At 66.3% G+C, this 26428-nt stretch carries 26 protein-coding genes; 14 read left to right on the forward strand and 12 right to left on the reverse strand.

Translation table 11 applies throughout. The features are described from left to right. The first annotated feature begins 113 nt into the window (after positions 1-113). From ASE39_RS03045 to ASE39_RS03080, 8 genes are all read left to right on the forward strand, one after another. Positions 114-914 carry an IPTL-CTERM sorting domain-containing protein gene (locus ASE39_RS03045; protein ID WP_082615303.1) on the forward strand — a complete coding sequence of 267 codons (801 nt, stop codon included), beginning with the start codon at positions 114-116 and terminating at the stop codon, positions 912-914. A gap of 125 nt (positions 915-1039) precedes the next feature. Beyond that, positions 1040-1936 carry a DUF3667 domain-containing protein gene (locus ASE39_RS03050; protein ID WP_140426662.1) on the forward strand — a complete coding sequence of 299 codons (897 nt, stop codon included), beginning with the start codon at positions 1040-1042 and terminating at the stop codon, positions 1934-1936. A gap of 125 nt (positions 1937-2061) precedes the next feature. Beyond that, complete coding sequence (locus ASE39_RS03055; RefSeq protein ID WP_140426663.1) at positions 2062-3243, forward strand: helix-turn-helix transcriptional regulator; 1182 nt, start codon at positions 2062-2064, stop codon at positions 3241-3243. 204 nt (positions 3244-3447) lie between these two features. Then, a complete protein-coding gene (locus ASE39_RS03060; RefSeq protein ID WP_140426664.1) occupies positions 3448-5154 on the forward strand; it encodes a TPM domain-containing protein in 1707 nt (568 codons plus the stop codon). Between the two features lie 16 nt (positions 5155-5170). Further along, a complete protein-coding gene (locus ASE39_RS03065; protein WP_140426665.1) occupies positions 5171-5491 on the forward strand; it encodes a hypothetical protein in 321 nt (106 codons plus the stop codon). 55 nt (positions 5492-5546) lie between these two features. Beyond that, positions 5547-6029, forward strand: coding sequence for a lysozyme inhibitor LprI family protein (locus ASE39_RS03070; protein WP_057270135.1), 483 nt, complete (start codon positions 5547-5549; stop codon positions 6027-6029). Beyond that, positions 6029-6442: a hypothetical protein gene (locus tag ASE39_RS03075; protein ID WP_140426666.1), complete on the forward strand. Its 414-nt coding sequence runs from the start codon at positions 6029-6031 to the stop codon at positions 6440-6442. Before ASE39_RS03070 ends, ASE39_RS03075 begins: the two co-directional genes overlap by 1 nt. A 57-nt stretch (positions 6443-6499) precedes the next feature. Then, on the forward strand, positions 6500-8221 hold the full coding sequence (locus ASE39_RS03080) for a DUF4832 domain-containing protein (protein ID WP_140426667.1): 1722 nt from the start codon (positions 6500-6502) through the stop codon (positions 8219-8221). 33 nt (positions 8222-8254) lie between these two features. On the opposite strand, the gene rsmD is transcribed toward ASE39_RS03080, so the two are convergent. The 3 genes from rsmD to ASE39_RS03095 are packed head-to-tail and all read right to left on the reverse strand — an operon-like array spanning position 8255 to position 11767. Then, positions 8255-8956: a 16S rRNA (guanine(966)-N(2))-methyltransferase RsmD gene (gene rsmD / locus ASE39_RS03085; RefSeq protein WP_057270138.1), complete on the reverse strand. Its 702-nt coding sequence runs from the start codon at positions 8954-8956 to the stop codon at positions 8255-8257. Continuing rightward, positions 8953-10299, reverse strand: coding sequence for a pitrilysin family protein (locus ASE39_RS03090; protein WP_057270139.1), 1347 nt, complete (start codon positions 10297-10299; stop codon positions 8953-8955). The genes rsmD and ASE39_RS03090 overlap by 4 nt, the downstream gene beginning before the upstream one ends. A gap of 22 nt (positions 10300-10321) precedes the next feature. Then, entirely contained in the window at positions 10322-11767 is a 1446-nt protein-coding gene (locus tag ASE39_RS03095; RefSeq protein ID WP_057270140.1) for a pitrilysin family protein, read from the reverse strand. Positions 11768-11794: 27 nt separating this feature from the next. Between ASE39_RS03095 and ftsY the strand changes: the two genes are divergently transcribed. The 3 genes from ftsY (at position 11795) to ASE39_RS03110 (ending at position 17130) form a co-directional block, all read left to right on the forward strand. Next, the gene (gene ftsY / locus ASE39_RS03100) at positions 11795-13153 is read left to right on the forward strand and encodes a signal recognition particle-docking protein FtsY (protein WP_082615304.1); all 1359 of its coding nucleotides are present in this window, start codon (positions 11795-11797) and stop codon (positions 13151-13153) included. 127 nt (positions 13154-13280) lie between these two features. Further along, complete coding sequence (locus ASE39_RS03105; protein WP_010463120.1) at positions 13281-15953, forward strand: EAL domain-containing protein; 2673 nt, start codon at positions 13281-13283, stop codon at positions 15951-15953. A 112-nt stretch (positions 15954-16065) separates the two neighbouring features. Then, entirely contained in the window at positions 16066-17130 is a 1065-nt protein-coding gene (locus tag ASE39_RS03110; protein ID WP_057270141.1) for a hypothetical protein, read from the forward strand. Between the two features lie 74 nt (positions 17131-17204). Here ASE39_RS03110 and cutA read toward each other — a convergent pair whose 3' ends face one another. Next, entirely contained in the window at positions 17205-17552 is a 348-nt protein-coding gene (gene cutA, locus ASE39_RS03115) for a divalent-cation tolerance protein CutA (protein WP_057270321.1), read from the reverse strand. A gap of 382 nt (positions 17553-17934) precedes the next feature. Here cutA and rpoH point away from each other — a divergent pair, with 382 nt between their 5' ends. Together rpoH and ASE39_RS03125 are read left to right on the forward strand one after the other, a co-directional pair. Next, entirely contained in the window at positions 17935-18876 is a 942-nt protein-coding gene (gene rpoH, locus ASE39_RS03120) for an RNA polymerase sigma factor RpoH (RefSeq protein WP_057226371.1), read from the forward strand. Positions 18877-18990: 114 nt separating this feature from the next. Beyond that, complete coding sequence (locus tag ASE39_RS03125; RefSeq protein WP_010458101.1) at positions 18991-20013, forward strand: tripartite tricarboxylate transporter substrate binding protein; 1023 nt, start codon at positions 18991-18993, stop codon at positions 20011-20013. Between the two features lie 81 nt (positions 20014-20094). Here ASE39_RS03125 and ASE39_RS03130 read toward each other — a convergent pair whose 3' ends face one another. Genes ASE39_RS03130 through ASE39_RS03150 form a run of 5 tightly spaced genes read right to left on the reverse strand, consistent with a single transcriptional unit; the run spans position 20095 to position 24262 of the window. Beyond that, entirely contained in the window at positions 20095-20712 is a 618-nt protein-coding gene (locus tag ASE39_RS03130; protein WP_050812412.1) for an SCO family protein, read from the reverse strand. Between the two features lie 8 nt (positions 20713-20720). Beyond that, positions 20721-21623 carry a heme o synthase gene (gene cyoE / locus ASE39_RS03135; protein WP_057270142.1) on the reverse strand — a complete coding sequence of 301 codons (903 nt, stop codon included), beginning with the start codon at positions 21621-21623 and terminating at the stop codon, positions 20721-20723. Beyond that, complete coding sequence (locus ASE39_RS03140; protein ID WP_057270143.1) at positions 21620-22798, reverse strand: COX15/CtaA family protein; 1179 nt, start codon at positions 22796-22798, stop codon at positions 21620-21622. The genes cyoE and ASE39_RS03140 overlap by 4 nt, the downstream gene beginning before the upstream one ends. Continuing rightward, positions 22798-23541: a hypothetical protein gene (locus tag ASE39_RS03145; RefSeq protein ID WP_057270144.1), complete on the reverse strand. Its 744-nt coding sequence runs from the start codon at positions 23539-23541 to the stop codon at positions 22798-22800. The genes ASE39_RS03140 and ASE39_RS03145 overlap by 1 nt, the downstream gene beginning before the upstream one ends. Beyond that, complete coding sequence (locus ASE39_RS03150; RefSeq protein WP_057270145.1) at positions 23483-24262, reverse strand: SURF1 family protein; 780 nt, start codon at positions 24260-24262, stop codon at positions 23483-23485. The genes ASE39_RS03145 and ASE39_RS03150 overlap by 59 nt, the downstream gene beginning before the upstream one ends. 15 nt (positions 24263-24277) lie before the next feature. On the opposite strand from ASE39_RS03150, the gene ASE39_RS03155 reads away from it, so the two are divergent. After that, positions 24278-24502, forward strand: coding sequence for a twin transmembrane helix small protein (locus tag ASE39_RS03155; protein ID WP_010458091.1), 225 nt, complete (start codon positions 24278-24280; stop codon positions 24500-24502). 123 nt (positions 24503-24625) lie between these two features. On the opposite strand, the gene ASE39_RS03160 is transcribed toward ASE39_RS03155, so the two are convergent. The 3 genes from ASE39_RS03160 to ASE39_RS03170 all read right to left on the reverse strand — a co-directional run bounded on the left by ASE39_RS03160 (position 24626) and on the right by ASE39_RS03170 (position 26428). Then, complete coding sequence (locus ASE39_RS03160; RefSeq protein ID WP_057226361.1) at positions 24626-25507, reverse strand: cytochrome c oxidase subunit 3; 882 nt, start codon at positions 25505-25507, stop codon at positions 24626-24628. Between the two features lie 61 nt (positions 25508-25568). Then, on the reverse strand, positions 25569-25793 hold the full coding sequence (locus ASE39_RS03165) for a DUF2970 domain-containing protein (protein ID WP_057270146.1): 225 nt from the start codon (positions 25791-25793) through the stop codon (positions 25569-25571). Continuing rightward, a complete protein-coding gene (locus tag ASE39_RS03170) occupies positions 25790-26428 on the reverse strand; it encodes a cytochrome c oxidase assembly protein (RefSeq protein ID WP_010459318.1) in 639 nt (212 codons plus the stop codon). Before ASE39_RS03170 ends, ASE39_RS03165 begins: the two co-directional genes overlap by 4 nt.

Consider the following 26428-nt stretch of genomic DNA (forward strand, 5'->3'; position numbering starts at 1 on the left):
GGTGGCGGATAGACAGGCCAGGGCCCCATTTCTACATTCTGGCCAGACCGCCGCCTGGGCCCTCGGCAGGGCAGGCGAGCAATTTTCGTTTCCTCTATTCCGAACCCTTCCCCATGAATTCTTGCTGCACCTCCCCCCTTTTTCGCCGCGCTGGCGCCAGCATGGCCATGGCCCTGGCCGTGCTGACCGCCACCTCAGCCCAGGCCGCCATACCGGCCGGCCAGCGACAGTTTCTGGTGGATTTCTACCACCACACCAATGGCCCAGCCTGGAACGTCAGCAACAACTGGCTGGGCGCACCGGGCACCGAATGCACCTGGATTGGTGTCACCTGCGACGCCGGCGAAAACACCGTGACCGCCCTGAGCGTGCAAAGCAACAACCTCACGGACCCCGTGGGCGCCCTGCTGCCCGACTGGTCCGCGCTGCCAGACATCCGCACCATCAACCTCAGCGACAACCAACTGGCTGGGCGGCTGCCCCCCATTTCCGGGCTGCCAGAGCTGAGGTCGCTCGACGTCTCCCACAACGACCTGCAAGGCACGCTGCCCAGCCCTTCGGGCCTGACCCACTTCTTCCGCTACCACGCCCACAACAACCAGTTCACAGGCCTGCTGCCCGCCCTGCCCCCAACGCTGGAGCAGCTGCGCGTGGAGAACAACCAGCTCACCGGCCCGGTGCCCGCCCCGCCCGCAGCCCTGGTGGCAAGCGCGTCGGCCCTGTGCCCCAACCAGCTGACCCCTTCGGCCAGCGCTGCCTGGGACACGGCCACAGGCAGCACGCCCTGGCACGCCACCTGCAGCGCCCCGCCCGCTGCCACCCCCGTTCCCACCCTGAGCGAGTGGGCGCTGATCCTGCTGGCCCTGGGGGCGGCCACGGTGGGCATGGGGGCGCTGCGCCGCAAGCAGTTTTAAGCCTTTTTGGCCCCTGGCGCTTGTCCATCAAGCGCCAATAGCTATACAAAATATAGCAATCCAGCGTCTGCAGCGCAGACTTGGCAGCCGATCCGCACAAGGTTGGCAACGCACGCCCCCAGCCAATGCCCCCGCGCCACATCGTTCATGTGAACGATGGCGGGCGCCACGTTACGGCCTACGATCCGCAGCCCATCCCTGCACGGCACGCGCCTTCTTCTGTGACCCTCACCCAGCCCCGGCCCACCCCCACCGCCGTCAGCGACGCGCTGTTCAACACCCAGGCCTGCCTGAACTGTGGTGCACCGCTCACCGGCCCGTTTTGTGCGCAGTGCGGGCAGAAAAAGGCCGCGCGCATGGGCGGCAGCACCGTGCGCAAGGAGGCCTGGGAGCGTTTTCGCTGGTTTGAATGGAGCACCATCCGCAACGCACTGCGCGTGCTGCCCCAGCCCGGCACCACCGCACGCGAATACGTGCTGGGCCAGCGCAAGGACCACCCCCACCCGCTGACCCTGCTGTGCCTGGCCATCGGCTTCCTGCTGATCGTGCTGGGCCACACCGACTATTTGCGGCCCGAGCTGCCCAGCGAGGCGGCGCAGCGCATGTACGCGCTGGTCGCCGGGTATTCCAAGTGGTCGTTCTCGCTGGGCGCGGTGGCGGCGTTTGCCAGCATGTGGATGGTCTTCCGCCGGTGGGGCTACAACGCGGCCGAGCTGCTGGCCCTGGCGCTGTACTGCCAGGCGGTGTTCATTGCGCTGCAGATGGTCAACCAGCTGCCGCTGGTGCTGGCGCCGTCTCCCGGCCTGCTCAAGTGGCACAAGGCCTGGTCGCCCTGGTACATGACGGCGCTGCAGACGCTGATGCTCATGGTGGCGCTGCGGCAGTTTTTGGTGCTGGACCTGCGGCGCGATGGCTGGCGGCTGCTGCTGGCCGGCGCGCTGTTCGCTGCGCTCAAGTGGCAGGCCACCCAGCTTTATGCCCGCGCAGTGGTCGAACTCGTGCTGTGGCAAATGGGCGCCTGAAAACCGTGAACAAGTTCATGAAAACCTGTCGGGCCGCAGCCACATCCTTCACCTGAATGATGTTGCGGCGGGGACATCGACCCTACCATCCGGCGCAGATCATTCAACCTGATGAGGAGCCCCCATTGAGCGGTGAAGAGCGGGACCCGCAGCCTGTGGGAATACCGGGTTTCGAGACCCTGATGGCCGAAAGCCTGGAGGCCCTGGGCGAGCCCGGCATGGTGGAGCGCCTGCTGCACCGTGTGGGCGAATCGCTGGGCAGCCACAAGGTGGTGCTGTTTTGCCCCCTGCCCGGCTCGGACGACCCGCTGGCCGCCTACCAATGGGGCATGCCCGATGATTTTCTGGCGCGCTACGCGAACCTGATCCAGGGCAGCGATGCCTGGAGCGAGGCGCTGGAGCGCCAGCAGGCCCAGGCGCTGGCACGCGGGGGCTCGCTGAGCCAGCAGCTGGTGGGCACCCAGGCGCTGCGCCGGGGCGCGTTTTATGCCGACTACCTGAAACCCCTGGGCATCGACGCCATGGTCAACAGCATCGTGGAGGCCTCGCCCGAGGTGGGCATGCACGTGCTGGCGATGTACAACGACCTGGGCCAGAGCGAGTTCACCCCCGATCAATTTGCCCGGCTGCGCGCCGTGACGCCCTGGGTGCGCAGCCTCATGCGTGCCCAGCGCCGCCTGCAGCAGGCCCGCCGCCACAGCAGTGCGCTGGAGCGCACGCTGGACCAGCTGCCCCTGGGGCTGATGCATGCGAACCAGCGTGGCGAGGTGCGTTACCTGAACGAACATGCCCGCGCCTGGCTGGGGGTGGAGGACGAATGCCGCATCCTGCTGCGCAACGCCACGGGCTGGCAGGCGCGCCAGCCCCTGCAGCTGGCGCAGATCCACCCCGGGCTGACGCCACTGCTCACCGCCAGCCTGAGCACACGCTCGCCCGTCTCGGCCCGGCTGCAGACACAGCAGGACCCGGCGCCGGGAACGCTGGTGGCCCTGGCCGCGCCGCTGCGCAATGGCCCGGGGCCCGCCGCCGAACCGCTGGCCCAGTTCATCCTGGTGCCCGAGGCGCCGCCGCACGCGGGCGCCACGGTGTCGGTGTGCAGCGCGCTCTATGGCCTGACCCCCGCCGAAGCCGCCCTGCTGCCCCTGCTGCTGCAGGGCATGACGCCGCGCGAAATGGCCGACAACCGGCACGTGAAGATGCCCACCGTGCGCTCCCAGCTGGCCAGCCTGTACGCCAAGACCGGCACACGCGGCCAGGCCGAACTGGCCCAGCGCGTGCTGCGCGTGGCCGCCCTCGTGACAGCATGAGACACCCCCCTGAGTCGCCTTCGGCGCCTTCCCCCCCGCTTTCGCATTGCCACGCAATGCGGGCAAGGGGGACGCGGCCCTCACTGCGGGGCGGCCGTTGCTCGGCCGCCCTGGCTTGGGGCGCGCCAGTTTCGACGGCTGCACGCAACACGCAGCGCAACCGGCCACCGCATTCACTGATCCCAACCCAAGGAACCCATCCCCATGAAACACAGCAATGTTCGCCCCGTCGCCTTCGCCTGCGCCGCAATGATGGGCCTGGCCTTTGGGGGCCTGGCCATGGCGCAAAAGACCGCCGCTGTCGCCAAGCCCAGCAAGGCCCAGCTGGCGGCCGAACTGGCCGCCACCCTGCAGGCCTGCTCGTACGACGGCAGCCCGCTGGCCTTCTCGCCGCCTGACCTGTCCAAGGGCGGCGGCACCGGCAAGCAGGTGGTGGCCGAGATCATGAAATACACCGGCCTGCCCGCCAACTTTGTGGTGGTGGAGGGCAAGGTGCCCAATGCGGCGGCGGTGATCATGCAGGGGCCGGACAAGATCCCGCGCCGCGTGATCGCCTACAACCCCGGCTTCATGGGCGAGGTGATCCAGGCCACCAAATCCAACAACTGGGCGCCTGTGAGCATCATGGCCCACGAGATCGGGCACCACCTGTCGGGCCACACCATCGTGCCCGGCGGCAGCCAGCCGCCCATCGAGCTGGAGTCCGACAAGTTCAGCGGCTTTGTGCTCTACAAGATGGGCGCACCGCTGGCCGACGCCCAGCGCGCCATTGCCACGCTGATCCCCGAGAAGGACGGCGAAACCCACCCCGGCCGCAAGAAGCGCCTGGCCGCCATCGAATCTGGCTGGAAGGAAGCCTGCGAGCTGCAAGGCGGTGGGCCGCAGTGCTCGGGCGGATTGCCGGTGCGCACCGCAGCGGCTGCCCCCGCTGCACCGGCACCCGCTGCCGCATCACCCGCCCCGGCACCGGCTACCACGGTGGCCAAGGCCCCGGCGCCCCCCGCAGCACCCGCGGTGCCCTCGGCCAAGACGCCCGCCCCAGCCTTGGCCGCCGCGGCCGAAACCCTGCCCAAGGCAGACGCGGCCGCCATCCCGTCCAAGGGCACACAGTTCATCTATGACGAGTTCGGCATCCTGGACCCGGCCATCCGTGCGCAGTTTGAAAAGCAGATGTACGACCATGCGCAGAAGACAGGCGTGGAGATCGTCACCCTGCTGGTGAAGGACCTGGGCGGCAAGACCGCCGAGGAATACGCCCACGCCATGATGCGCCAGCTGCGCGTGGGCAAACTCGACGTGGGCAACGGTGCCGTGCTGGTGGTGGCGCCTGAGCAGAACCAGGCCGCCGCCGTGCTGGGATCGGGCGTCGCGCTGGAGATGGGCAGCCACGACAAGACGGAGCAGCTCAAGCGCTGGATGAACACGGCCTGGGCGCTGTGCAAGAAAAAGAGCGCCTGCGGCAACTGGACCGAAAACCTGATGCTCGCAGCCGACCACCTGCGCCGCGATACCAGCCACGCCGACTGGACCATCGCCTACCAGTCGCTGGGCGACATCCAGAAGGCCGATGCCGCTGAAAACGGCAAGGTCACCAACCCGAAGGACAGCAAGGTCTGGCGCAAGATCGTGCGCCTGTCGGGCACCGTCGAGGCGCTCAATCCGCCCGCCGGCAACAAGGCCGCCTGGGTCAACGATGCGAAGGTCAAAAACGGCAAGCAGGCCGTGCTGCTGCGCAGCGCCGAGGGGCTGACCACCATGCTCTACCTGGACCCACGCACCGCCGCCCTGCAACCCGGCGGCAAGCTGGAACAAGGCAAGACCTACACCGTCATCGCGCGCGCAGCGGGCCTGTCGTGGAACCCCAAGGACACGCAGTCGCTCGACGTGCTGAGCTACAACGTGGCGGAATAAAGAACAGGCCCATCGCATGTCCGCTTCGACCTTCACCATGCTCCTGGCGGGCGCTGCCAACCTGCTGCCCGCGCTGTTTTTCATGTTTACGGCACTGCTCGGCAGCAACGGGATGAACTCCACCCAGGGCGGGAAGCTGCTGGGCGCCCTGGCCGTGCTGCTGGTGCTGGGCTGGCTCACCGCACTGTGGCTGGCCCGCCACCTTGCCCGCTGGGGCCAGGCGCGCGGCTGGTCCACCGTGGTCAGCGTCGCAGCGGCCAGCGGTGGCGCGGTGGCCGCCTTCACGGTGCTTGCATTGCTGGCCACCGTGGCAGCGCTCCTGTGGGTGGGCGCATGAGCTTCCTGCACTCCCCCTGAAAGAAGAAGAAAGCCAAAAAGAAGGACACACCTCCATGCACCACTCCCTGCACAAGCCTCTGTACAAGGCCCTGTACAGCACCACCCTTGCGCTGCTGGCCACACTCACCCTGCAGGCCGCCGGGACACACACAGCCCACGCCGCCGAACACTTTTGCGGCCAGACCACGGCCCACCCCATCGACAAGGCCCTTGCTGCAGCCGCAGAACGCAGCGGCGGCGTGACGGTGGACCTGCGCGACGCCCAGTCTGCCGCCTACGCCGCATGGGACAAGGAGCTCAACCGCATCTACGCCCAGGCCCTCAAGGCCGCTGGCCCGACCCGGCGCGACGCCCTGCGTGCGGCACAGCGCGCATGGCTGGCGTTTGACACCGCGCAGGGCCACTGGGACGCCATGCTGCATGCCGACCAGGGCACATCGGCCGCGCTCAACATCGCCGGCGCCGCGCTGGAACGCCGCCGCGCGCGGGTGTGCGACCTGAGCATGGACCTGCAAAGCCTGAAGGATTCGGAATGATGCGCCGCACACTCCTGCGGCTGCTCCCCATGCTGGCACCCGGACTGGCCCACGCGCAGAACCAACCCACGGTGTGGCTGCGCGTGCGCAACCACAGCCAGGAGGTGTTCGAGCATGTCTGGCAGGGCCTGCCGGGCACCCGCAGCGACGTGGACCTGGGCCCCTTGCGGCCCGGCCAGACCAGCCGGTGGCACGCCTTTCCGGCCACGCTGGCGCACTACCGCAAGACGCGCATCCAGCTGGCCCAGCGCCAGCTCATCGACGTGACCGACACCTCCTTCCCCCAAGGCCGCGCCACCCTGGAGCCGGGCCACTACACCTTCGCCTACACGCTGGAGGGCGATGTATTGCGGTTGACGGTGATCCCGGAAGCCCTGGCCACTGCGCCGGACAGATCACATCAAAAACAATAGCTTCTAACGCTTATCGGATAAGCGCTAGAGCCCAATTTCATTCAAAAAATGGCGTCCATGAACACCCTCAGCACCTTGCACCCTGTCCGCATGGCGCGGCTCACCGCCCTGGCGGCTGCCCTGTTTGCGGCGGCCTGTGGCGGCGGGGACGCCAACGAGGCTCCCACTCCCACTCCCGCCCCAGGCACGGCCCCCACACCCGCACCGGGGCCCACGCCGGAACCCCCAGCGCCGCCCCCGCCCGCCCCCACGGCACCGCCGGTACAGCCCCCGTCTGCACCACCCCCATCGCCGCCGCCGTCGCAGCCCCCCTCGGTACCGCCACCGCCACCTCCTCCGGCGCCACCCCCGCCCAGCGCGGGATGGAGCGTGGTCTCGGTGAACTCCCTGCTCACGCCCCTGGCCATCGCCAGCGACCTGACACCCAATCCCGGCCGGGGCTACTACCAGTGGCGCTCGGACCCGGGTGACGTGCCGCTCGCACAATCGGCACCGCCCCAGGCCGCCTACCAGCGCTACCTTTGGAAAGACCTGGAAGGCAACACACCCGGCCAATACAACCTCGGCAACCTGGTGGCCGCGCGCGATGCCGCGCGGGCTGCGGGCCGGCAGTTTGCCTTTCGCATCCAGGCCATGCGCGGCTACGGCACCAACACGCTGGACGTGCCCACCTACCTGCACGGTGCGGGCACGGCACAGCCGCAATGCTCAGCACCCAACCCCGCCTGCGTGTGGACGGCCCCGATGCCCGCCCCCACCCCGCCCGCGCCCGCATTGCCGCCCACGCTGGTGCCCAACTGGAACCACCCCTATGTGCTGGAGCGCATGCAGGCCCTGCTTCAGGCCGTGGCCACTGCGCTGGGCGACACCTCGGACCTGGCATGGATCGACGTGGGCCTGTACGGGCAGTACGGCGAATGGGCCATGAACACCACCAACGTGGTCTACGCCACAGCGCCCCCTGGCATCACCCCGGCCTCCAACGCCACCAAGCGCAGCCTTGCACAGATGCATTTCGACAGTTTTCCCAATGCGCAACATGCGATGCTCATCCCGCATGCCAATCTGGACACGCTGCAATATGCGTTCTTCCAGCAGACCACCACCGCGCTGCCCGTGGGCCTGCGCTGGGACTGCCTGGCGCAGGACGGCTTCATGAAGCAGTGGACCGACCGCCCGAGCGACTGGGCACAGATCTCGGACCGCTGGAAGACCGCCCCCTGGATCGCGGAGTTCTGCCCCTTCGGCCCCGGGGACACCAAGACCAACGCGGCCACCGCGCTGCAGCAGGTGCGCGATTTTCATGTGTCGGCCGTGGGCAACGGCAACCTGAACGCGCCGTGGTCCAGCTTTACGGGCACCGAACAGGCCGACCTGGCCGCCGTGGGGCGCGAGGCGGGCTACCGCTTTGCCCTGGGGCCCATCACCGTCACGACCCCCACGCCCAGCACGGTGCAGGTGCAGGCGCGCGTGGACAACACGGGCAACGCACCGCTCTACACCCCCTGGCAACTGCAGGCGCAGCTGCGCGATGGCGCAGGCCAGGTGGTGGCCAGCCGGGAGCTGCTGAGCGCCGCCCAGGCGCGTGCGATTCTTCCGGGCCAGCCCGCACAGATCAACACCACCTGGACCCTGCCGAGCCCACCCGCTGGCAACTACACGGTGCACCTGGCCTGGGTGCGCCAGCCCACGCTGGCGGGGCTGCCTCAGACGCTGCGCTGGAACATGTCGGGCACCGAGGCCGACGGCAGCGCCCGGCTGGCGACGTTGAAACGGTAAGGTGCTGCGGGTCTGCGGGCCCGCAGCTTCGTCTCAGGCGCTGCGTTTGAGCAGGTGCGCGTGTACCGCACCCGCCTTGAGGTGGCGGTGCACAGCCAGTCCCCACGGGGCCAGCTCTTCATCGGCCCAAACGCGGGGCGCTTCGAGGTACACAAACCCATCGGCGGCCACCGCCTTGGCGGCGGCCTGCAGGGCGGCGCTGAACAGGTCGCTGTCGAACGGCGGGTCCAGCAGCACCAGGTCGATGCTGGCAGGCGCCGCCTGCTTGAGGGCGGCAATCCCGTCGCCGCGCTGCACGCGCACGGCGGTGGCCTGCAGGCGCTGCTGCAGGGTGTGCAGCTGGGCCACCAGGGCGGCATCGCTTTCCACGAGCTGCACGGCACTGGCACCGCGTGAGGCAGCCTCCAGCCCCAGGGCGCCGGTGCCCGCGAAGGCGTCCAGGCAGCGCCAGCCCGCCAGGTCCTGGCCCAACCAGTTGAACAGGGTCTCGCGCACGCGGTCGGGCGTGGGGCGCAGGCCGGGTCGCTGCGCCACGGGCAGGCGGGTGCGCTTCCACAGCCCGCCGATGATGCGGATTTCGCCCGCGCCCTTGGGCGCAGCGGCTGCGGCCGCCTTGTCCTTGTTTTTGGGCGCGCCCTTTTTGCCGGTGGCGGCAGCCGGGGGGGTGGCCGCCGCGGTCTGGGCCTTGCGGATCTCGGCGTTGATGGCGGTGGTTTTCAGGGTCGCGCGGCTCATGGCTTGCCCCCCACCACCACGGTCACCATGCGTTCGGGTTGCAGCTTCTTGGCCATGGCCGTGCGCACGTCGGCCACGGTGAGGGCTTCGACCTTCTTCGTCCACTGGTCCAGGTAGTCGAGCGGCAGCTCGTTCCAGGCGATGTTGGCGACGTTGCCCAGGAGTTTCTTGTTGCTGTCGATGCGCAGCGCAAAACCGCCGATGAGGTTGTCCTTGGCAGCACGCAGCTCGGCTTCGGTGGGGCCTTCGGCCACAAAACGTGCGATCACGTCGCGCGAGACCTTCACGGCCTGGGCCGCCTGGTCGGGGCGCGTCTGCAGGCCCACGGTGAAGGCGCCGGCATGCATGCCGGCGGCGAAGTAGCTGTAGACGCTGTAGCTGAGGCCGCGCTTTTCACGCACCTCGTTGGTCAGGCGCGAGACAAAACCGCCTCCGCCCAGGATGTGGTTGCCCACCAGCAGCGCCACAAAGTCCGGGTCGCGGCGCTGGAAGCCCGGCTGGCCGATGAGCACATGGGCCTGGGCCGAGGTGAAGGGGAGGGTCTGCTCCACCGGCGCAGCCAGCGCGCTGATCTCGCCCACGGGCGGCAGCGGCGCGCAGCCGGTGCTGGCGGGCAAGCGCGACAGCAGCGTGGCCACCAGCGTCTGGGCCTGTGCGCGCGTCACAGCGCCCACGATGCTGACCTTGGCGCGGCAGGCGGCGATGTGCTGGGTGTGAAACGCCTGCATGTCGGCCACGTTGATGCGCGCCAGCGTCTCTGCCGTGGTCTGCACGCCGTAGGGGTGGCTGCCGTACACGGCAGCTTCAAACGCGTGGTTGGCCACAGTGGCCGGGCGTGTCAGCGACTCCTTGATGCTGGCGCTCCAGCGGGCGCGGTCGCGTGGCCAGACGTCGGCCGGAAAGCTGGGCTCGCCGATCTGGCGCGCGGCCAGGCGGGCGGCCTTGTCGAGCAGTGGTGGGTCGGTGAGCGAGCGCAGCGAATACTGCAGCCTGTCATTGTCGGCGGCCGCCTCGAAATTGGCGCCCAGGTCGGCCCAGGCCTCGCCCAGGCCGTTCTCGTCGAGCGCGGGCTCATTGCCCAGGGCCTTCACGCCCTTGCTGGCCATGGCGGCCATGGCACTGGCCAGGCCCGCCTGGGCCGCAGGGTCGCGGCGGCTGCCGGCGTCAAAGTCGATCTGCACATCCACCATGGGGATGACCGGGCTTTCGACCAGGTAGACCTTGGCGCCGCTGGGCTCCGTCCAGTGCTGGATCGGCAGCAACGCCCAGGCAGAGTTTGAATAAAAAACGACTCCAGCGCTTATCAGTAAAGCGCGAGCAGCTATGTTTTTGAGAGTAATCATGTACAAAGGCCCCAGTGCGGGTTCAACGGATCACAGCGCCGGGCGGCAGTGTGGGGCGGGCGCGGGGGGCATCCAGGGGCTGTGGCAGCAAGGTGGCCACCGTGAGCTGGTCGTCGCCAAAATACTTGGCAGCCACGGCCTGCACCTGGGCGGGCGTGACGGTGCGCAGCAGCTCCAGCAGGCGTTCGTTGGCGTCGAGCGGAAAGCCCTGCACCCAGTTGCCGCCCAGTTCCTGCGCCTGGTTCATCACCGAATCGCGCTCGTACACGGTGGAGGCGATCCATTGCGTCTTGACGCGGGCGAGTTCGGCCTCGCTCACGCCATCGCGGGCCACGCGGGCCACCTCGGCGCGCAGGGCATCTTCCACCTGCTGGGCCGTCTTGCCTGCAGCGGGCACGCCGTTGAGCATGAACAGGCTGGGGCCACGCCCCGTGACCATGGCGCTGCTGTTGGCGCTGTCGGCCACGCGGTTCTCGCCCTGGGTGAGCGCGCGGTCGAGCCGGGCGCCGTCGTAGCCGCTGAACACCGCCGATAGCACCATCAGCGCGAGGGCGTCGCGGTCGGTGTCGGTAAGGTTTTCCACGCGGTCCAGGCTGGGGGTGCGAAAGGCCAGCGCCACATAAGCCTGTTCGGCCGGGGCCTTGACGGCAATGCGGCGCAGGCCCTGCTGCGCGGGCTCGGTGCGCGGCTTGCGCTCGGGCAGCGCATGGGCGGGAATGCTGCCGTAGTACTTTTCGGCCAACGCCCGCACCTGGGCCACATCCACATCGCCGGCCACCACCACCACGGCGTTGGTGGGGGTGTACCACTGGCGGTAGAAGGCGCGCGCGTCGTTGGGCGTCATGGCATCGAGGTCGCTCATCCAGCCCACGATGGGGCGGCGGTAGGGCGACGCGGTGAAGGTGGCGGCAAACAGCTGCTCGGCCAGCATGGCGCGGGGCTGGTCTTCGGTGCGCAGGCGGCGCTCTTCCTTCACCACCTCCAGCTCTTTCTTGAATTCCTCATCCGGCCAGTGGTTGTGGGCGAACCGGTCGGATTCGAGCTTCATCACGTCTTCGAGCCGGTTGGAAGGGATCTGCTGGTAGTAGCCTGTGTAGTCCCGGCTGGTGAACGCGTTCTCCCGCCCGCCCAGGGCGGCCACGCGGCGCGAGAACTCGCCCGGCGGCAACGTCTTGGTGCCCTTGAACAGCATGTGTTCGAGCACATGGGCCACGCCCGTGGTGCCGTCCACTTCGTCCATGGAGCCCACCCGCACCCAGACCATGTGCACGGCCGTGGGGGCGCGGCGGTCGGGCTGCACGATGAGCTGCATGCCATTCTTGAGCGTGAACTGCTGCGCGCCAGAGGCCGTGACGGACGGCGTGGTGGAAGGCGCAGCGGGGGGTTGAGAGGCGGGAGGCGTTGCCGCAAAGGCAGCCCCGGACGAGAGGCAGGCCAGCAGGCCCAGTAGGGTGAAAGCACGTTTCATAGAATGGATGATTCTAAGAACCCTCCAATGTTCAGTTTTTTCAAGAAAAAGCCCGCCGCTCCGCCATCGACGCCCACACCGTCCGATGCGCCCTCCCCGGCCGTTTCGCACGGCGCTCCGGCGCCTGCCGCCCCCCACACCCCGGTCGTGCCAGCGGCGACAGCTGCGGTTGCGCAGCCGCCGTCTCCGGCCCCTTCACCCGCCCCAGCGCCCGTGCCACCGCCCGTCGAAGCCCCGGCTGCAGCACCGGCAGCGTTTGGCTGGCTGCGCAACCCGTTTGCCCCCAAGGCGCCCGAGGCAGCTCCGGCGCCCACGCCCGCAACAGCGCCAGCCCCACCGCCTGCGCCAGTGCCAACCGCAGCGCCCCCGGCCACACCCGTGCCGGTGGCAGCCCCGGTTCAGGCAACTCCTGCGGCACCCGTGCCGGTGGCAGCCCCCGCCATCGCTGCCCTAGCACCCGCTTCCGCACCGGCAGCCGCCCCCACGGAACGCAAGGGCTGGCTGGATCGCCTGAAGGCCGGCCTGCGCAAGACGGGCAGCAGCATCACCACGGTATTCACCGGCACGCAGATCGACGATGCGCTGTATGAAGAGCTGGAAGAAGCGCTGCTCATGGCAGACACCGGCGTCAAGGCCACCACCCACCTGCTGACCGACCTCAAGCGCCGCGTGAAGGAGGCCAAGGCCACCGACCCCGCCGCCGTCAAGGGCCTGCTGGCCGATGCGCTGACCGACCTGCTGCGCCCCCTCGAAAAAGCCCTGGTCATCGGCGAGCACACCCCTACGGTGATCATGGTGGCGGGCGTCAACGGCGCGGGCAAGACCACCTCCATCGGAAAACTCACCAAACACCTCGCAGGCGAAGGCGCGGCCGTGCTGCTGGCGGCGGCCGACACCTTCCGCGCGGCAGCGCGCGAGCAGCTCGGTGTCTGGGCCGACCGCAACACGGTCGAAATCGTGAGCCAGGAAGGCGGCGACCCGGCCGCCGTGAGCTTTGACGCGGTGACCGCCGGTAAGGCGCGCGGCAAGGACGTGGTGCTGGTGGACACCGCCGGGCGCCTGCCCACGCAGCTGCACCTGATGGAAGAGCTGCGGAAAATTCGCCGCGTGGTGACCAAGGCCGACGCCACGGCCCCGCACGAGGTGCTGCTGGTGATCGACGGCAACACCGGCCAGAACGCGCTGGCCCAGGTGCGGGCGTTTGATGATGCGCTGCAGCTCACCGGCCTCATCGTGACCAAGCTCGATGGCACCGCCAAGGGCGGCGTGCTGGCTGCCATCGCGCAGGAGCGCCCGATCCCGGTGTATTTCATCGGCGTGGGCGAAAAGCTCGAAGACCTGGAAACCTTCAACGCGCGCGAGTTTGCGCAGGCGCTGCTGACCTGAGAACCTGTTCAAAGAGCGCCCGCCCGCTCCCGACAGTGATCCATGGCCCCCTCGGGGCCATTTTCACGTTTACGAACGGCAGCAATTCCCCCATGATGGGCTTTCCCCAGGAAAGGCACGGACGCCCATGTTCATTGAGCTGGTCAAAGGTGTTGCCTTGCTGTTGGCGCTGTGCTTTTTGCATGGGTTCAACATCCGCCTGTGGCGCCAGCATCCCCGCACCGGGCAGGTGTTCTCCGGCATCCTCTTTGGCACCATCTGCGTGGTGGGCATGCTCACACCGGTGGTGCTGATGCCGGGTGTGATCTTTGACGCGCGCTCGGTGGTGCTCAGCATGGCGGGCCTGTTCGGTGGCCCGCTGGTGGCCTGCATCGCTGCCGCCATGGCCGCCACGGGTCGCCTGTGGCTGGGCGGCGCGGGGGCGGAGGTGGGCCTGATGGTGATTGCGCTGTGCACTGCGCTGGGCCTGGTCTACCGCGAAGGCCGCGCACGCGGACGCCTGGGGGTGGAGCCTGTGACGCTGGCACTGTTCGGCCTGCTGGTGCACACCGCCGTCCTCGCGGTGTTCCAGCTGCTTCCCGCCGAGGTCGTCCAGCGCGTCAACCAGACGCTGGCCCTGCCCTTTCTGCTGACCTTCACGCCCGCCACGGTGGTGCTGGGCCTGCTGCTGCAGGATGTGGAAGAACGCCTGGCCACCGAACGCGCACTGCACGGCACGGCGGCACGGCTGCGGGCGATTGCCCAGGCCATTCCCGACGTGCTGCTCGTGCTGGATGCCCAGGGGCGCTATGTGGAAGTGCTCTCGCCCGACGACGCCCCGCTGGCAGCCAGCCCGCCCCATCTGGTGGGCAAGCGGATGCACGACGTGCTGCCGGCAGAGCAGGCCGACATGTTTCTGGAGCTGATCCGCAATACCTTGCTGTCGGGCCAGACGCAGAGCGTGGAATACGAGATGCAGACACTGTCGGGCACACGGCAATTTGAAGGGCGCGCCCAGCCCCTGGGCGTGAGGGTGGGAGGCCAGGCGGCCGTGGTCTTCCTGGCGCGGGACATCACCAAGCGCAAACGTGCAGAGAGTGCGCTGCGCGAGTCGGAGCTTCGCTTTCGCTCGCTGCTGCGCAACATCCCGTCCATCTCGGTGCAGGGCTATCTTGCAGACGGCACCACCAGCTACTGGAACCAGGCGTCCGAGCAGCTGTATGGCTACACGGCCGAGGAAGCGCTGGGCAGCAACCTGCTCGACCTCATCATCCCGCCACCCATGTGGGACGCTGTGCGTGAGCACGTGCGCCACATGTTCGCCACGGGCGAGGTGATTCCGGCGGGCGAGCTGCAGCTGCGGCGCAAGGACGGCACGCCCGTGCATGTCTTCTCGAGCCACGCCTATATCCAGGTGCCCGGCCACCCACCAGAAATGTTCTGCATCGACATCGACATCTCAGGCCGCAAGGCCGCCGAGGACGAAGCACGGTACCTGGCCTTCTACGATGCCCTCACGCAGCTGCCCAACCGCCGCCTGCTGGTAGACCGGCTGCAGCAGGTGCTGGCCAACAGTGCCCGATCGGGGCTGACCACCGCCGTGCTGTTTGTGGACCTGGACAATTTCAAGACCCTGAACGACACCCGAGGCCATGAGGTGGGCGACTTGCTGCTGAAGGAGGTGGCGCTGCGCCTGCGCGGCTGCGTGCGCGAGCAGGACACCGTGGCGCGTCTGGGCGGTGACGAGTTTGTGGTGGTGCTGCAGAACCTCAGCAATGACCCTCCGGAAGCCGCCGCCCAGGCGCGCACGCTGGGCGAGTTGATCCTGGCCCAGCTGCGCCAACCCTATGAACTGGCCGGGCACGAACACCACTTCACCGCCAGCATCGGGGTGACGCTGCTGCGCGACCCCCGCGATTCGGTGGACGAAGTGCTCAAACAAGCCGACATGGCCATGTACCGCGCCAAGGACGCGGGCCGCAACACCCTGCGCTTTTTTGACCCCGACATGCAGCAGGCCGTGAACCGCCGCGCACTGCTGGAAACCGAACTGCACAACGGCCTGCGGCAGTCGCAGTTTCTGCTGCTGTACCAACCCCAGGTAGACCACCGGGGACGGGTGACCGGCGCCGAGGCGCTGGTGCGCTGGCAACATCCCGTGCAAGGCATGGTCCCGCCGTCTGAGTTCATCCCCCTGGCTGAAGAATCCGGCCTGATTCTGCCTCTGGGCCACTGGGTGATGGAAACTGCCATGCGCCAACAGGCCCGGTGGCGCCAGAACCCACCGTTGGCCCACCTGAGCCTGGCCATCAACGTGAGTGCGCGCCAGTTTCTGCAGGAAGACTTCGTGGTGCAGGTGCTCGCCCTGCTGCAGCGCACCGGGGCCGACCCGGCGCACATCAAGCTGGAACTGACGGAAAGCCTGCTGCTGGACAACGTGGACAGCGTGATCGCCACCATGCGCGCACTCAAGGCCCAGGGCCTGGGCTTCTCGCTGGACGACTTTGGCACCGGCTATTCGTCCTTGAGCTACCTCAAGCGTCTGCCGCTGGACCAGATCAAGATCGACCAGGGCTTTGTCCGCGATGTGCTGCTGGACCCGAATGACGCGGCCATCGCGCGCTCGATCATCGCGCTGGCAGGCAGCCTGGGCCTGGACGTGATCGCCGAGGGGGTCGAAACAGCAGCACACCACCAGTTTCTGCTGGCGCATGGCTGCAAGGCATTTCAGGGCTATCTGTTTGGCAGGCCGATGGTGCTGGAAGATTTTGAAGGGGTGGCACTGGAGGCATTGGGTCCAGCGGGTGCCCCTGGCGGATGACCTCGCGCCGGTGTCGGGATTGCTTTCAAGTTGCCGCCCAGAAGTGCCGATAACCAAGGGCCACGCCAGCCAGCCTCGGGCCGAGCCTCCGTGGAAACCATGGAGGTGCCCCATGAAAATCGAGTCGTCCACCCTGCAGATGCAGGCCCAGCATGCCGTCACGCGCATGCACAGCCAGACGAGCCGCCTGGAAATGTGGGTGGGTGACCGCCCCACCGGCACATCCCCCGCCCGCCCGGCCCCACCGTTGCAGATATCCAATGCAGCCCGCCTGGCCCATGCCGCCCATGCTACCCATGCCGCTGCAGCCTCGGTCGAACCGCTGCCGGAGCGCGACCCCGACGAAGGCCTGACGCCCCAGCTCGCCATGATCCGCGACCTGATCGAACGCATGACCGGGGTGCTCGTCCGCATTTATGCCGGGCCGCAGTCCACCGACGCGCCCGCGGCCACCCCGCCCACTCCGGCCCCAGCGAACAGCACGGCAGCAGCCCCCCGCCCGCGAGCGGGCTTTGGCGTGATTTATGAACAGCGCGAGGTGCTGGAAGAAACCGAGCGTACGCAGTTTGCGGCGGCGGGCACCGTGCGCACCGCCGATGGCCAGGAGATCCGGTTCACGCTGCAGTTGGACATGCAGCGCAGCTACCGCGAGGAATCCTCGGTCAGCCTGCGGCTGGGCGACGCTGTGGCGGTAGACCCGCTGGTCGTCAACTTTGACGGCACCGCCGCCCAATTGCAGAACCTGCGCTTTGCCTTCGACCTGGACGCCGACGGGCAAACCGAACAGGTACCCTTGTTCGCTGGCAACCGGGGCTACCTGGCGCTGGACACCAACCAGAACGCACGCATCGACAACGGCCTGGAACTCTTCGGGCCCGACACGGGCAACGGCTTTTCAGAGCTGGCCCGGCATGACAGCGATGGCAATGGCTGGATCGACGAGGCCGACCCGGTCTTCGAACAGCTGCGCGTGTGGACCCCGAACGCGGATGGCACGGGCAGGCTGCAAACACTGGAGGAACTGGGCGTGGGGGCAATACAGCTTGGAGCCCAGGCAACCCCCTTCGCCCTGCGCACGGCGGATAACGGCAGCCTGGGTGCCGTGCGCTCCACCAGCATCTACCTGCGTGAGAACGGCAGCGCAGGCACCGTGCAGCAAATCGACCTGAACGTATAGACCGAAAGCCAAGGGGCCGCTGGCGGCCCACCCCTCGGTCAGAGGGCCCGAAAAACCCGGGTGACGCCCAGCGATCAGGCCAGCACCGTGGCGTGGGCCACCTGTGCATCCACCCAGTCGGCATATTCTGCAGAGCCCTGCTGCGCGTGCACCACCAATTGCGGCAGCGCATAGGGATGCTGTGCCCGCAGCAAGCCCAACAGCGGCTGCAGCGCACGGGGCACGGTCTTGCAGACCAGCCGGAGTTCGCGGTCCTCCTGCAAGGCGCCCTGCCAGCGGAAGTAAGCCGTGATGGGCTCCACCTGCACACAGGCTGCCAGCCGCGCCTGCAAGACCAGCTGTGCCAGCCGCCGCGCTTCCGCCTCGGTGGCCACCGTGGTGGTGACAACAAGAATGTCACAAAGGGCGGTCGGCTCGGTCATGCGCGTCTCCCGAAGGCGTTGGGCGATGCAGTCTGCCATAGCGGGGGGTGCAAAGCCAGCGGGGGAGAAAATTGCTGGATCATGAACAGACTGTTCCAAAAGTCGCACCAATCGCAAAGTGGGGCACCAAAGTGCCGGAACGACCGACACCGCCAAGACTCCGACAACAGGAAGTCAAGTGCATTGCGTCTTCGAAATATGCAAAAAACACCTTTTAAATTAACACGTTAATTCAACATTTTGCAAATAGTTCGCCTGAATCCCGGCGGTGCACCGAGGACAACATAGCGGCGGCATTGCAAACAACCGGAGGGGAACTCCGGGTTTAGCACTCTGTCCTATGGAGTGCTAATATCATGGCTTAGAGGAAAGGATTCCCGGAATGAACATTCAATCTGGAACCGCAACGACGACTTTGGCACCCGCCAATCCCTGGGCGCTGGTGCCCCCCTTGGGCAATCTTGACGCGTACATCTCCGCCGTCAACCGCCTGCCGTTGCTCACGCACGAAGAAGAGCAGACCTACGCGCGGCAGCTCAAAGACAACAACGATCTGGACGCCGCCGGTCGGCTGGTGATGTCGCACCTGCGCCTCGTGGTTTCGATTGCACGCCAATATCTGGGCTATGGCTTGCCCCATGGCGATCTGATCCAGGAAGGCAATGTGGGCCTGATGAAGGCGGTCAAGCGCTTTGACCCCGACCAGGGCGTGCGCCTGGTGAGCTATGCCATGCACTGGATCAAGGCCGAGATCCACGAATACATCCTGAAGAACTGGCGCATGGTGAAGGTGGCCACCACCAAGGCGCAGCGCAAGCTGTTCTTCAACCTGCGCTCCATGAAGCAGGGCTTCAAGGCTGATGCCGCAGCCGCCGATGCCGCAACACACCGCGATACGCTGTCCGACCGTGAAATCGACACGGTGGCCGCGCAGCTCAATGTGAAGCGCGAAGAGGTCATCGAGATGGAAACCCGCATGTCGGGCGGCGATGTGCTGTTGGATCCGGCGCCTTCGGACGATGGCGAACAGGCCTTTGGACCAATCGCCTACCTGGCCGACGCGTCGCACGAGCCCACTGCCATGATCGAGTCGCGCCAGCGCGATGTGCTGGCCACCGATGGCATCGCCACGGCGCTGGGCAGCCTGGACGACCGCAGCCGCCGCATCGTGGAAGAGCGCTGGCTCAAGGTCAACGATGACGGCACGGGCGGCATGACGCTGCACGAACTGGCTGCGGTCTACGGCGTGAGCGCCGAACGCATCCGCCAGATCGAAGTGGCCGCCATGAAAAAGATGAAAAAGGCTCTGGCGGAGTACGCCTGAGCACTGGCGGGCACGCGTTAATATTCCGCTCCTGCAGAAGTTGTCTCACGGGGCCCCAGTTCTGGGGCCCCGTGTCGTTTTGGCACCTGAATATTCTTGAGGAGACTCCGCCCCATGTTGTCACGCCCCGTTTCCCGCCGCGCGTCGCTGCTGATAGCCCTGGCTGCCGCTTCCCCCTGGGCCCTCGCCCAGAACACGGCCAAGCCAGCCGCAGCACCTGCAGCGTTGGCCTGGCCCACCAAGCCGCTGAAGATCATCGTGGGCTTTCCCGCCGGTACGTCGCCTGACCTGACGGCTCGCGCCTTCTCCGAGCCGCTGTCCAAGGCCCTGGGCCAGCCAGTGATCGTGGAAAACAAGGTGGGTGCGGGTGGCAACATTGGCGCAGACGCGGTGGCCAAGGCCCGCGACGACCACACCATCGGCCTGATGATCAACGGCAACATGACCATCGCCAAGATGATCAACCCAGCGGTACCCTACGACCCGCTCAAGGACCTGGCCCCGCTCAGCCTGGTCGGCACGTCCCCCCTGGTGCTGACCGCGCCCGTGACCCAGCCCGGTGTGCCCGCGAATGCCGACGCGCGCGAATTCTTCGTGGCGGCGCGCAATGGCGGCGACAAATGGAGCTACGGCACGCCCGGCGTGGGCACGGTGGGCCATATCGGCACCGAACTGTTGAAGTCGCGCAGCAACATCAACCCCGTGCATGTGCCGTATCCCGGCTATCCACAAGTCGCCAACGCCATGCTGGGCGGGCAGCTGCAGATGGCGCTGCTCCCCCCCGCGCTGGCCCAGGCCCAGGTGCGCGCTGGCAAGCTGCGCGCCATTGGAGTGACATCGGCAGGCCGCAGTCCCTTGGCACCGGATATCCCGAGCCTGTCGGAAGCCGGCATCCGGGGCTTCAACCTTGAAATCTGGAATGCGTTTGCTGCGCCGGCCACCATGCCCAAGCCGATCCAGGCCAAGCTGGCGGCCTTGATCAGCGAGATTGCGCGCAGTGAAGAAATGCGCAGCAAGCTCTTTCAACAAGGCTGGCAGGTGGCAGGCACTTCACCCGAAGGGTTGGCCAACCGCATCAAGGCCGACACCAGCCTGCTCGGCGGTGTGATTGCCATGCGCGGCATCAAGGCCGAGTAAAGAAAAAAGGCAGCGGGCCGAGGAACGCCCGCGCGGCCCTACGGCAGCTGCGCGCCGGCCGCACGGAGCGCAGGCAGGCGTTCAGCCTGCCTCACCCAACAGCGCCTTGACGTCCGATGCCAGGGCCTGCACGCCGCTGCCATAGCGGTTGTACACGCGCAGGCGCCCCGAGGTGTCGTACACATAGCTGCCCGCTGAGTGGTCCATGGTGTAGCTGGTGGGTGTCTTGCCATCCACCTTCTTGTAGTAGATCTTGAAGTCCTTGGCGACCGCAGCCAGTTGGTCCGCTGTGCCATAGAGGGCCAGAAAACTCGGGTCGAAGTTGGCCATGTAGGCCTTGAGCACCTCGGGTGTATCGCGCTCCGGGTCCACCGTGACGAAGATGCCCTGCAGGCGCTCGCCGTCCTTGCCCAGCATTTTCTTCACCTCGGCCAGCTCTTGCATGGAGGTGGGGCACACGTCCGGGCACTGCGTGAAGCCGAAGAACACCACCACCACCTTGCCTGCAAAGTCCTTGAGGTGGCGCGCCTGGCCGTTGTGGTCTGTCAGCGGGAGGTCGCGGGCGTAGTCCGCTCCGGTGATGTCCACGCCGCGAAACTCCGCCTTTTTCTCGGAACAGGCACTAAAAATGCCCATAGCGCTTATGGATAAAGCGCTAACAGCTATCGTTTTAAGAGCATTTCTTTTCAGCATAGGCATGGCGATGTTCACAGCACGTAGTGGTCCACCAAAAGGGCGGCAAACAGGGCGCTCAGGTGGATGAGGGAGAAGCGGAAGGTCTTGCGCGCGAGCGCGTCCGAATAGTTGCGCCACAGGGCAAAGCCGTAGCCGCAGAAGCCGGCGCTCAGAACCACGGCGGCGACCAGGTAGATCCACGAGCTCATGCCATAGACGAAGGGCATCAGGCACCCGGCAAACAGGATCAGGGTGTACAGAAACACCTGCAGGCGGGTGAACTCGTTGCCATGGGTCACCGGCAGCATGGGCAGGCCTGACTTGCGGTAGTCCTCCACCCGGTACAGGGCCAGCGCCCAGAAGTGAGGGGGCGTCCACAGGAAGATGATGAGAAACAGGATGAGCGCTTCGGGGCCGACATCGTTGGTCATGGCGGCCCATCCCAGCACGGGAGGCATGGCGCCCGATGCACCGCCGATCACGATGTTCTGCGGGGTGAGGGGCTTGAGGATCACCGTGTAGATGACCGCATAGCCCACGAAGGTCGCAAACGTGAGCCACATCGTCAGGGGATTTACCCAGAAATACAGCAGCACAGAGCCTGCGGTGCACAGCACGGCAGAAAACAGAAGCGTCTGGGCGTTGGACAACTGGCCCTTGGCCGTGGGACGCCAGGCAGTGCGCTTCATCTTGGCGTCAATGCCCTGTTCCACGATGCAGTTGAAAGCGGCTGCAGCCCCCGCAACCAGCCACACACCGGCGCAGGCCGCCGCCATCAGGCCGAGTTGCGAGGCCGACGGAAGCCCCGGCACGGCCAGCACCATGCCAATGAGCGCACAAAACACGATGAGCTGGACCACACGGGGTTTGGTCAGCGCATAGAACTGCGACAGGCGCGAAGGCGGGGAAACAACGGCAGGGGCAGCAACACTCATGCGGACACTCTCGATGCGCCCGAGGGCGCGGAAAACTCTTGTAGCGCGGACGCCGCGCGGCTGGACACCAAGGCCCAGGTCAACACCACCACCAGCGCCGCAGCACCTCCGGTATGCAGCACGGCAGCCAGCAGCGGCCAGTCCAGAACAACATTGGACAGGCCGGTGGCCAATTGCATCAACGCCAGCCCGGCGAGCCAACGGGCCTGAACCGGCAGTACACCGGCCTGGCGAAGTCGCCAGCACACCAAGCCCAGAGCAGCGAGGACCACGTAAGCCATCAAGCGATGCACGTAATGGATGGCCGTGAGCCCGGCAAAACTGATGTGGCTGCCGTCCTGCAGCAAGCCCAGCGCACGCCAGATCTGAAAGCCCTGGCCAAAGTCCATGGCTGGCCACCAGCTGCCCTGGCAAGTGGGAAAGGTGGTGCAGGCCAGCACCGCATAGTTGGTGCTGACCCAGCCGCCCAGCACCACTTGCAGGGCCACGAGCACGCCGGTCACCACCAGCCCCCAGCGCAGCCCTGTGGAAATAAGCACGGGCGCCTTGCCTTGCGCACCCTGGGTTTGGCGCACAGCCTGCACACACAACAGCGCCAGCAGCACCAGCCCGCCAATGAGGTGCAGCGTGACGATGGCGGGAAACAGCTTCATCGTTACCGTCAGCGCCCCGAACGCGCCCTGCAGGCACACCCAGAACAGCGTGAACGTGGACCACCACGGGCTGATGGGGGGAGGTTCACCCCCACCATGCCGGGCCTTGCGGTGCTGCACCCAGGCCGACACGGTGAGCACGATGATGAGCACGCCCACACCTGTAGCCAGGTAGCGGTGAATCATCTCGACCCAGGCCTTGCCATGCGTCACCGGGCCGGTGGGCATGGCCTCTTGGGCTGCGGCAATCTCTGTACGCGCCCCCACGGGGCTGGCATTGCCATAGCACCCCGGCCAGTCAGGGCAACCCAGGCCAGAGTCGGTCAGGCGGGTAAAAGCGCCAAACAGCACCAGGTCGAAGGTCAGGAACAGGGTGAGCACCGTGAGTGCCTGCAGCCGCCGCATGGGGGAGCTGTTCCGGTTGCGCCAGCCTACCCAGGCCAGGGGCCCGAGCGCAATCAACACGCCCAGCAGCATGAGCCGGGCGATGGGCGCCAGATCGTAAAGCGGTTGTGTGTCCATCACGGTTTGCCAGGACGCCCGGCCTCATCCCACGAGGAAGACGCACGCAACAGGCGTTCAAAATCTCGCTTGGCTTTGGCCGCACCCGCCGTGTCCATGGCAGCCGGGAAACGCATCATCCAGTTGCCCATGGGATCCACCACATACAGGTGGTCGGCGATCTGATGGCCTTCGGCCGGAGCAAGCCACGCATTCAAAGCGGCGGCATCCATACGCAGTACCGTCGCTTTTTGCAGCGCAGGTGCAAGTTCGGGGGGCACGCTGGTGGTGTCGTTCACCAGCCATACCCAGTCCACGCGGTCTTTTTCCTTGCCCACGCTCTCCCGCAGTTGACGCTGCAGATAGAGGTGCTTCTGGCAGGCTGCATCGCACGCACCACCAGCAACGCTGACCAGAAGCCATTGCCCCTTCAGCGACGCCAGGGGGACGGTCGTGCCATCGAGTGCGGTAGCGGTCAGATCCGGCAGGGTTCGCTGCGGCTGGATCAGCTCGCCGTAGTTACGCCGGCCATCGGGGCGGATCACGTAGTACGTCAGGTACGAGGCGATGACAGGGGCGGCACAGATGAGCAGCACGCCGAACATCTTCCACCGCCCATGGCGCGTACGCTGGGTCTGGGCCACGGCACCCGCCGCTTCGGGCAGCGTATGCACGGTAAGACCCAGGGGATGGTCCCCATGGGGCTCAGGCGGCAGGCTGGCTGCGTGGGCGAATGAACCGTCGGACGATTTGGAACCAGACATAGAGAAGTGCAATCAGGCCGCAGAGCCCGAACCATTGAAATGCGTAACCGTAGTGTTTGTCGACGCCTGTGCCGACCACGGGCCAGTCGCGCAGCAACCCCTCGCCCGCTTCGCCCGTCTGCAACACCGTGAGGTGGGCGAGCGCCAGGCCGGTTTCGGTGCGGAACGCCGCCAGATCGAGATTTTGCCGGATGCGGGAAGACCCCAGCGCACTGTCGGCGCCCTGGAACTCATAGAGGCGTGAAGGCGCGGGCGCAACGCGGCCCTGTACCCGCACCATTGCACCCTGCGGCGTCTGCACCTGCGGCAACTGCTGGCGGTCCTGGAAGTTGCGCGCGGCCCAGCCACGCTGCACCAGCACCACCGCACCGCCTGGCCCAGCCAGCTGCAACGGGGTCACTACAAAGAACCCTGGGCGCCCGTGCATTTGACGATTGTCGAGGTACACGGTGTGCTCTGCCAGCCAATGGCCCTCCAGAACCACGGTGCGGTGCACCAGCGACGCGGCGTCCTGCGCAGAACCAGCCGCCCCTGCCGGCAAAGCGCTGCCGTCGACGGCCGGCATGCGGCCACGCTCGTCCAGCACGGCCTGCAGCCCTTCTTTTTCTGCTGCGCGCGACAGCTGCCAGCGGCCGAGCGAGGCCGTGACCAGCATGCCCGCAGTGGCCGCAAGGGCGATCAGCCAGAAACGCAGGCCCAGAGGACGGCGGGAAGCTGTCACTGGATAATGTCTCCCATGAAATACCTCGTAGTGGTGGCGTTCATCGCCATTCTGGCCAGCTTGGCATCTGCCTTGTTCTTCATGATGCGCAATGGGCGCGATGACAAATCGAAGGGCAACCACATGGCCAAGGCGCTTGCGGTGCGGGTGGGTATCTCCATCGTGCTCTTCCTATGTATTCTGGTGGCCTGGCAGCTGGGCTACATCCAGCCCACCGGCCTGCCAGCGACGACCCGCTAGTCTCACCCCGGCGCAACCGGGCAACCGCGCGCCTCCGGCGAGGCGCCTGCGTTTGGTGTGGAGATCAGCTTGCCCACAAAAAAAGCGCCGCGAGGCGCTTTTTTTGTGGGCGGCAGGCGCTCTTTACATCCAGTAAACCAGCACGTACAGGCCCAGCCACACCACGTCCACAAAGTGCCAGTACCAGGCAGCACCTTCAAAACCGAAGTGTTTGTCCGCCGTGAAGTGGCCCTTTTGCAGGCGCAGGGTAATCACCAGCAGCATCAACATGCCCAGGAACACGTGGAACCCGTGGAATCCGGTCAACATGAAGAACGTCGAGCCGAACACGCCCGAATTGAGCTTGAGGTTCAGATCGGTGTAGAGGTGATAGTACTCGTACCCTTGCACCAGCAGGAAGACAAAACCCAGCAGCACCGTGGCCCACATGAAGCCGATCGTCTTGCCGCGGTGGTTTTCGCGCAGTGCGTGGTGGGCGATGGTCAGCGTCACACCCGAGGTCAGCAGCAGCGCCGTGTTGATGGTTGGCAACCAGAAAGGGCCCACCGTCTGGAAGGGTTCGACAATGCCAGCGGGTGAAGCGGTCACCCCGGCGGCGAGGCTGGGCCAGACTGCCTTGAAATTGGGCCACAGCAATGCGTTGTCCAGGCTGCCCAGGGCAGGCACAGAATGCGAACGCGCCCACCAAAGAGCCGTAAAGAACGCGCCAAAGAACATCACTTCCGAGAAGATGAACCAGCTCATGCTCCAGCGGTAGGACAGATCGATCTTGTGACCATAGAGGCCACCCTGGCTCTCGCGGATGGCATCACCGAACCATTGGTACAGCGTGAACAGCCACCATACCAGGCCCAAGGCCAGCGAATACTTGCCCCAATCGTGGCCATTGATCCACTGGCCTGCGCCCAGAATGACAAAGAACAGACCGGCCGCCGCCATCACCGGGTGACGCGACTCTGCGGGTACATAGTAGTACGGGGTTCCGCCGTGGGTTGATGCACTCATTTCAGCTCCTGACTCTCAAAATCTTTGTTTTCAGTATTTGTTCGTACCAACCAGCACACACTCACACAATCCAGTTCACCAGCCCGATCAGGCCGATGACCAGCAGAAAAACCGCCACCAATCCCATCACGATGATGTGCAGTGGATTGAGTTTTTCGACATCCTGCTGGTACTCGCTGCCCTTGCGCAAGCCAATCAGCGACCAAGCCACCGCACGCACCGTGCGCAGCAAAGATCCCTTGCGTTCATGCGGCTTCACCACGGGCTGGTCCAATGGGGCATTCATGAGCCCGCTCCTGCCACTGTGGGGATGATGGCAGGCACAGCCAAGTCCAGGGCGGCAGTGGATTCCGGGGCCGCAGGCGTCTTGCCACCCACTTCAAAGAACGTATAGGACAAGGTGATGGTCGTCACGTCCTTGGAGATACGTGGATCAATCACAAACGCCACCGGCCATTCTTTTTTCTCGCCGGGCTCCAGCGTGTACTGGTTAAAGCAGAAACACTCCAGCTTGTTGAAGTGCGCCGCGGCCTGGCGCGGTGCGTAACTGGGGATGGCCTGCGCAGCCATGCGACGGTTCTGGATGTTCTGAAACTCGTACATCACCGTGGTCAGCTCGCCCGGATGCACCTTCACCGAGCGCTGGGCAGGTTTGAAATCCCAGGGGCCGCGCGCGTTGGCATCAAACTCGACCGTGATCGTGCGGGTCTTGTCCACCTGCGTATTCGCAGGCACCTTGACATCCTTGCCCGCCACGCCATTGCCCGGCACCTGCCGCTCGGAGAGCGACAGGATGTTGATGCCCGTCATCTCGCAAATGTGCTTGTAGATAGGGATCAGCACATAGCCGAAAGCGAACATGCCGGCCGCAATCACGACCAGCTTGCCGACCATCTTGGCGTTTTCGCGGTGCAGGCTCAT

Source organism: Acidovorax sp. Root267, from assembly GCF_001429215.1.
GTDB classification, from domain to species: domain Bacteria; phylum Pseudomonadota; class Gammaproteobacteria; order Burkholderiales; family Burkholderiaceae_C; genus Acidovorax; species Acidovorax radicis.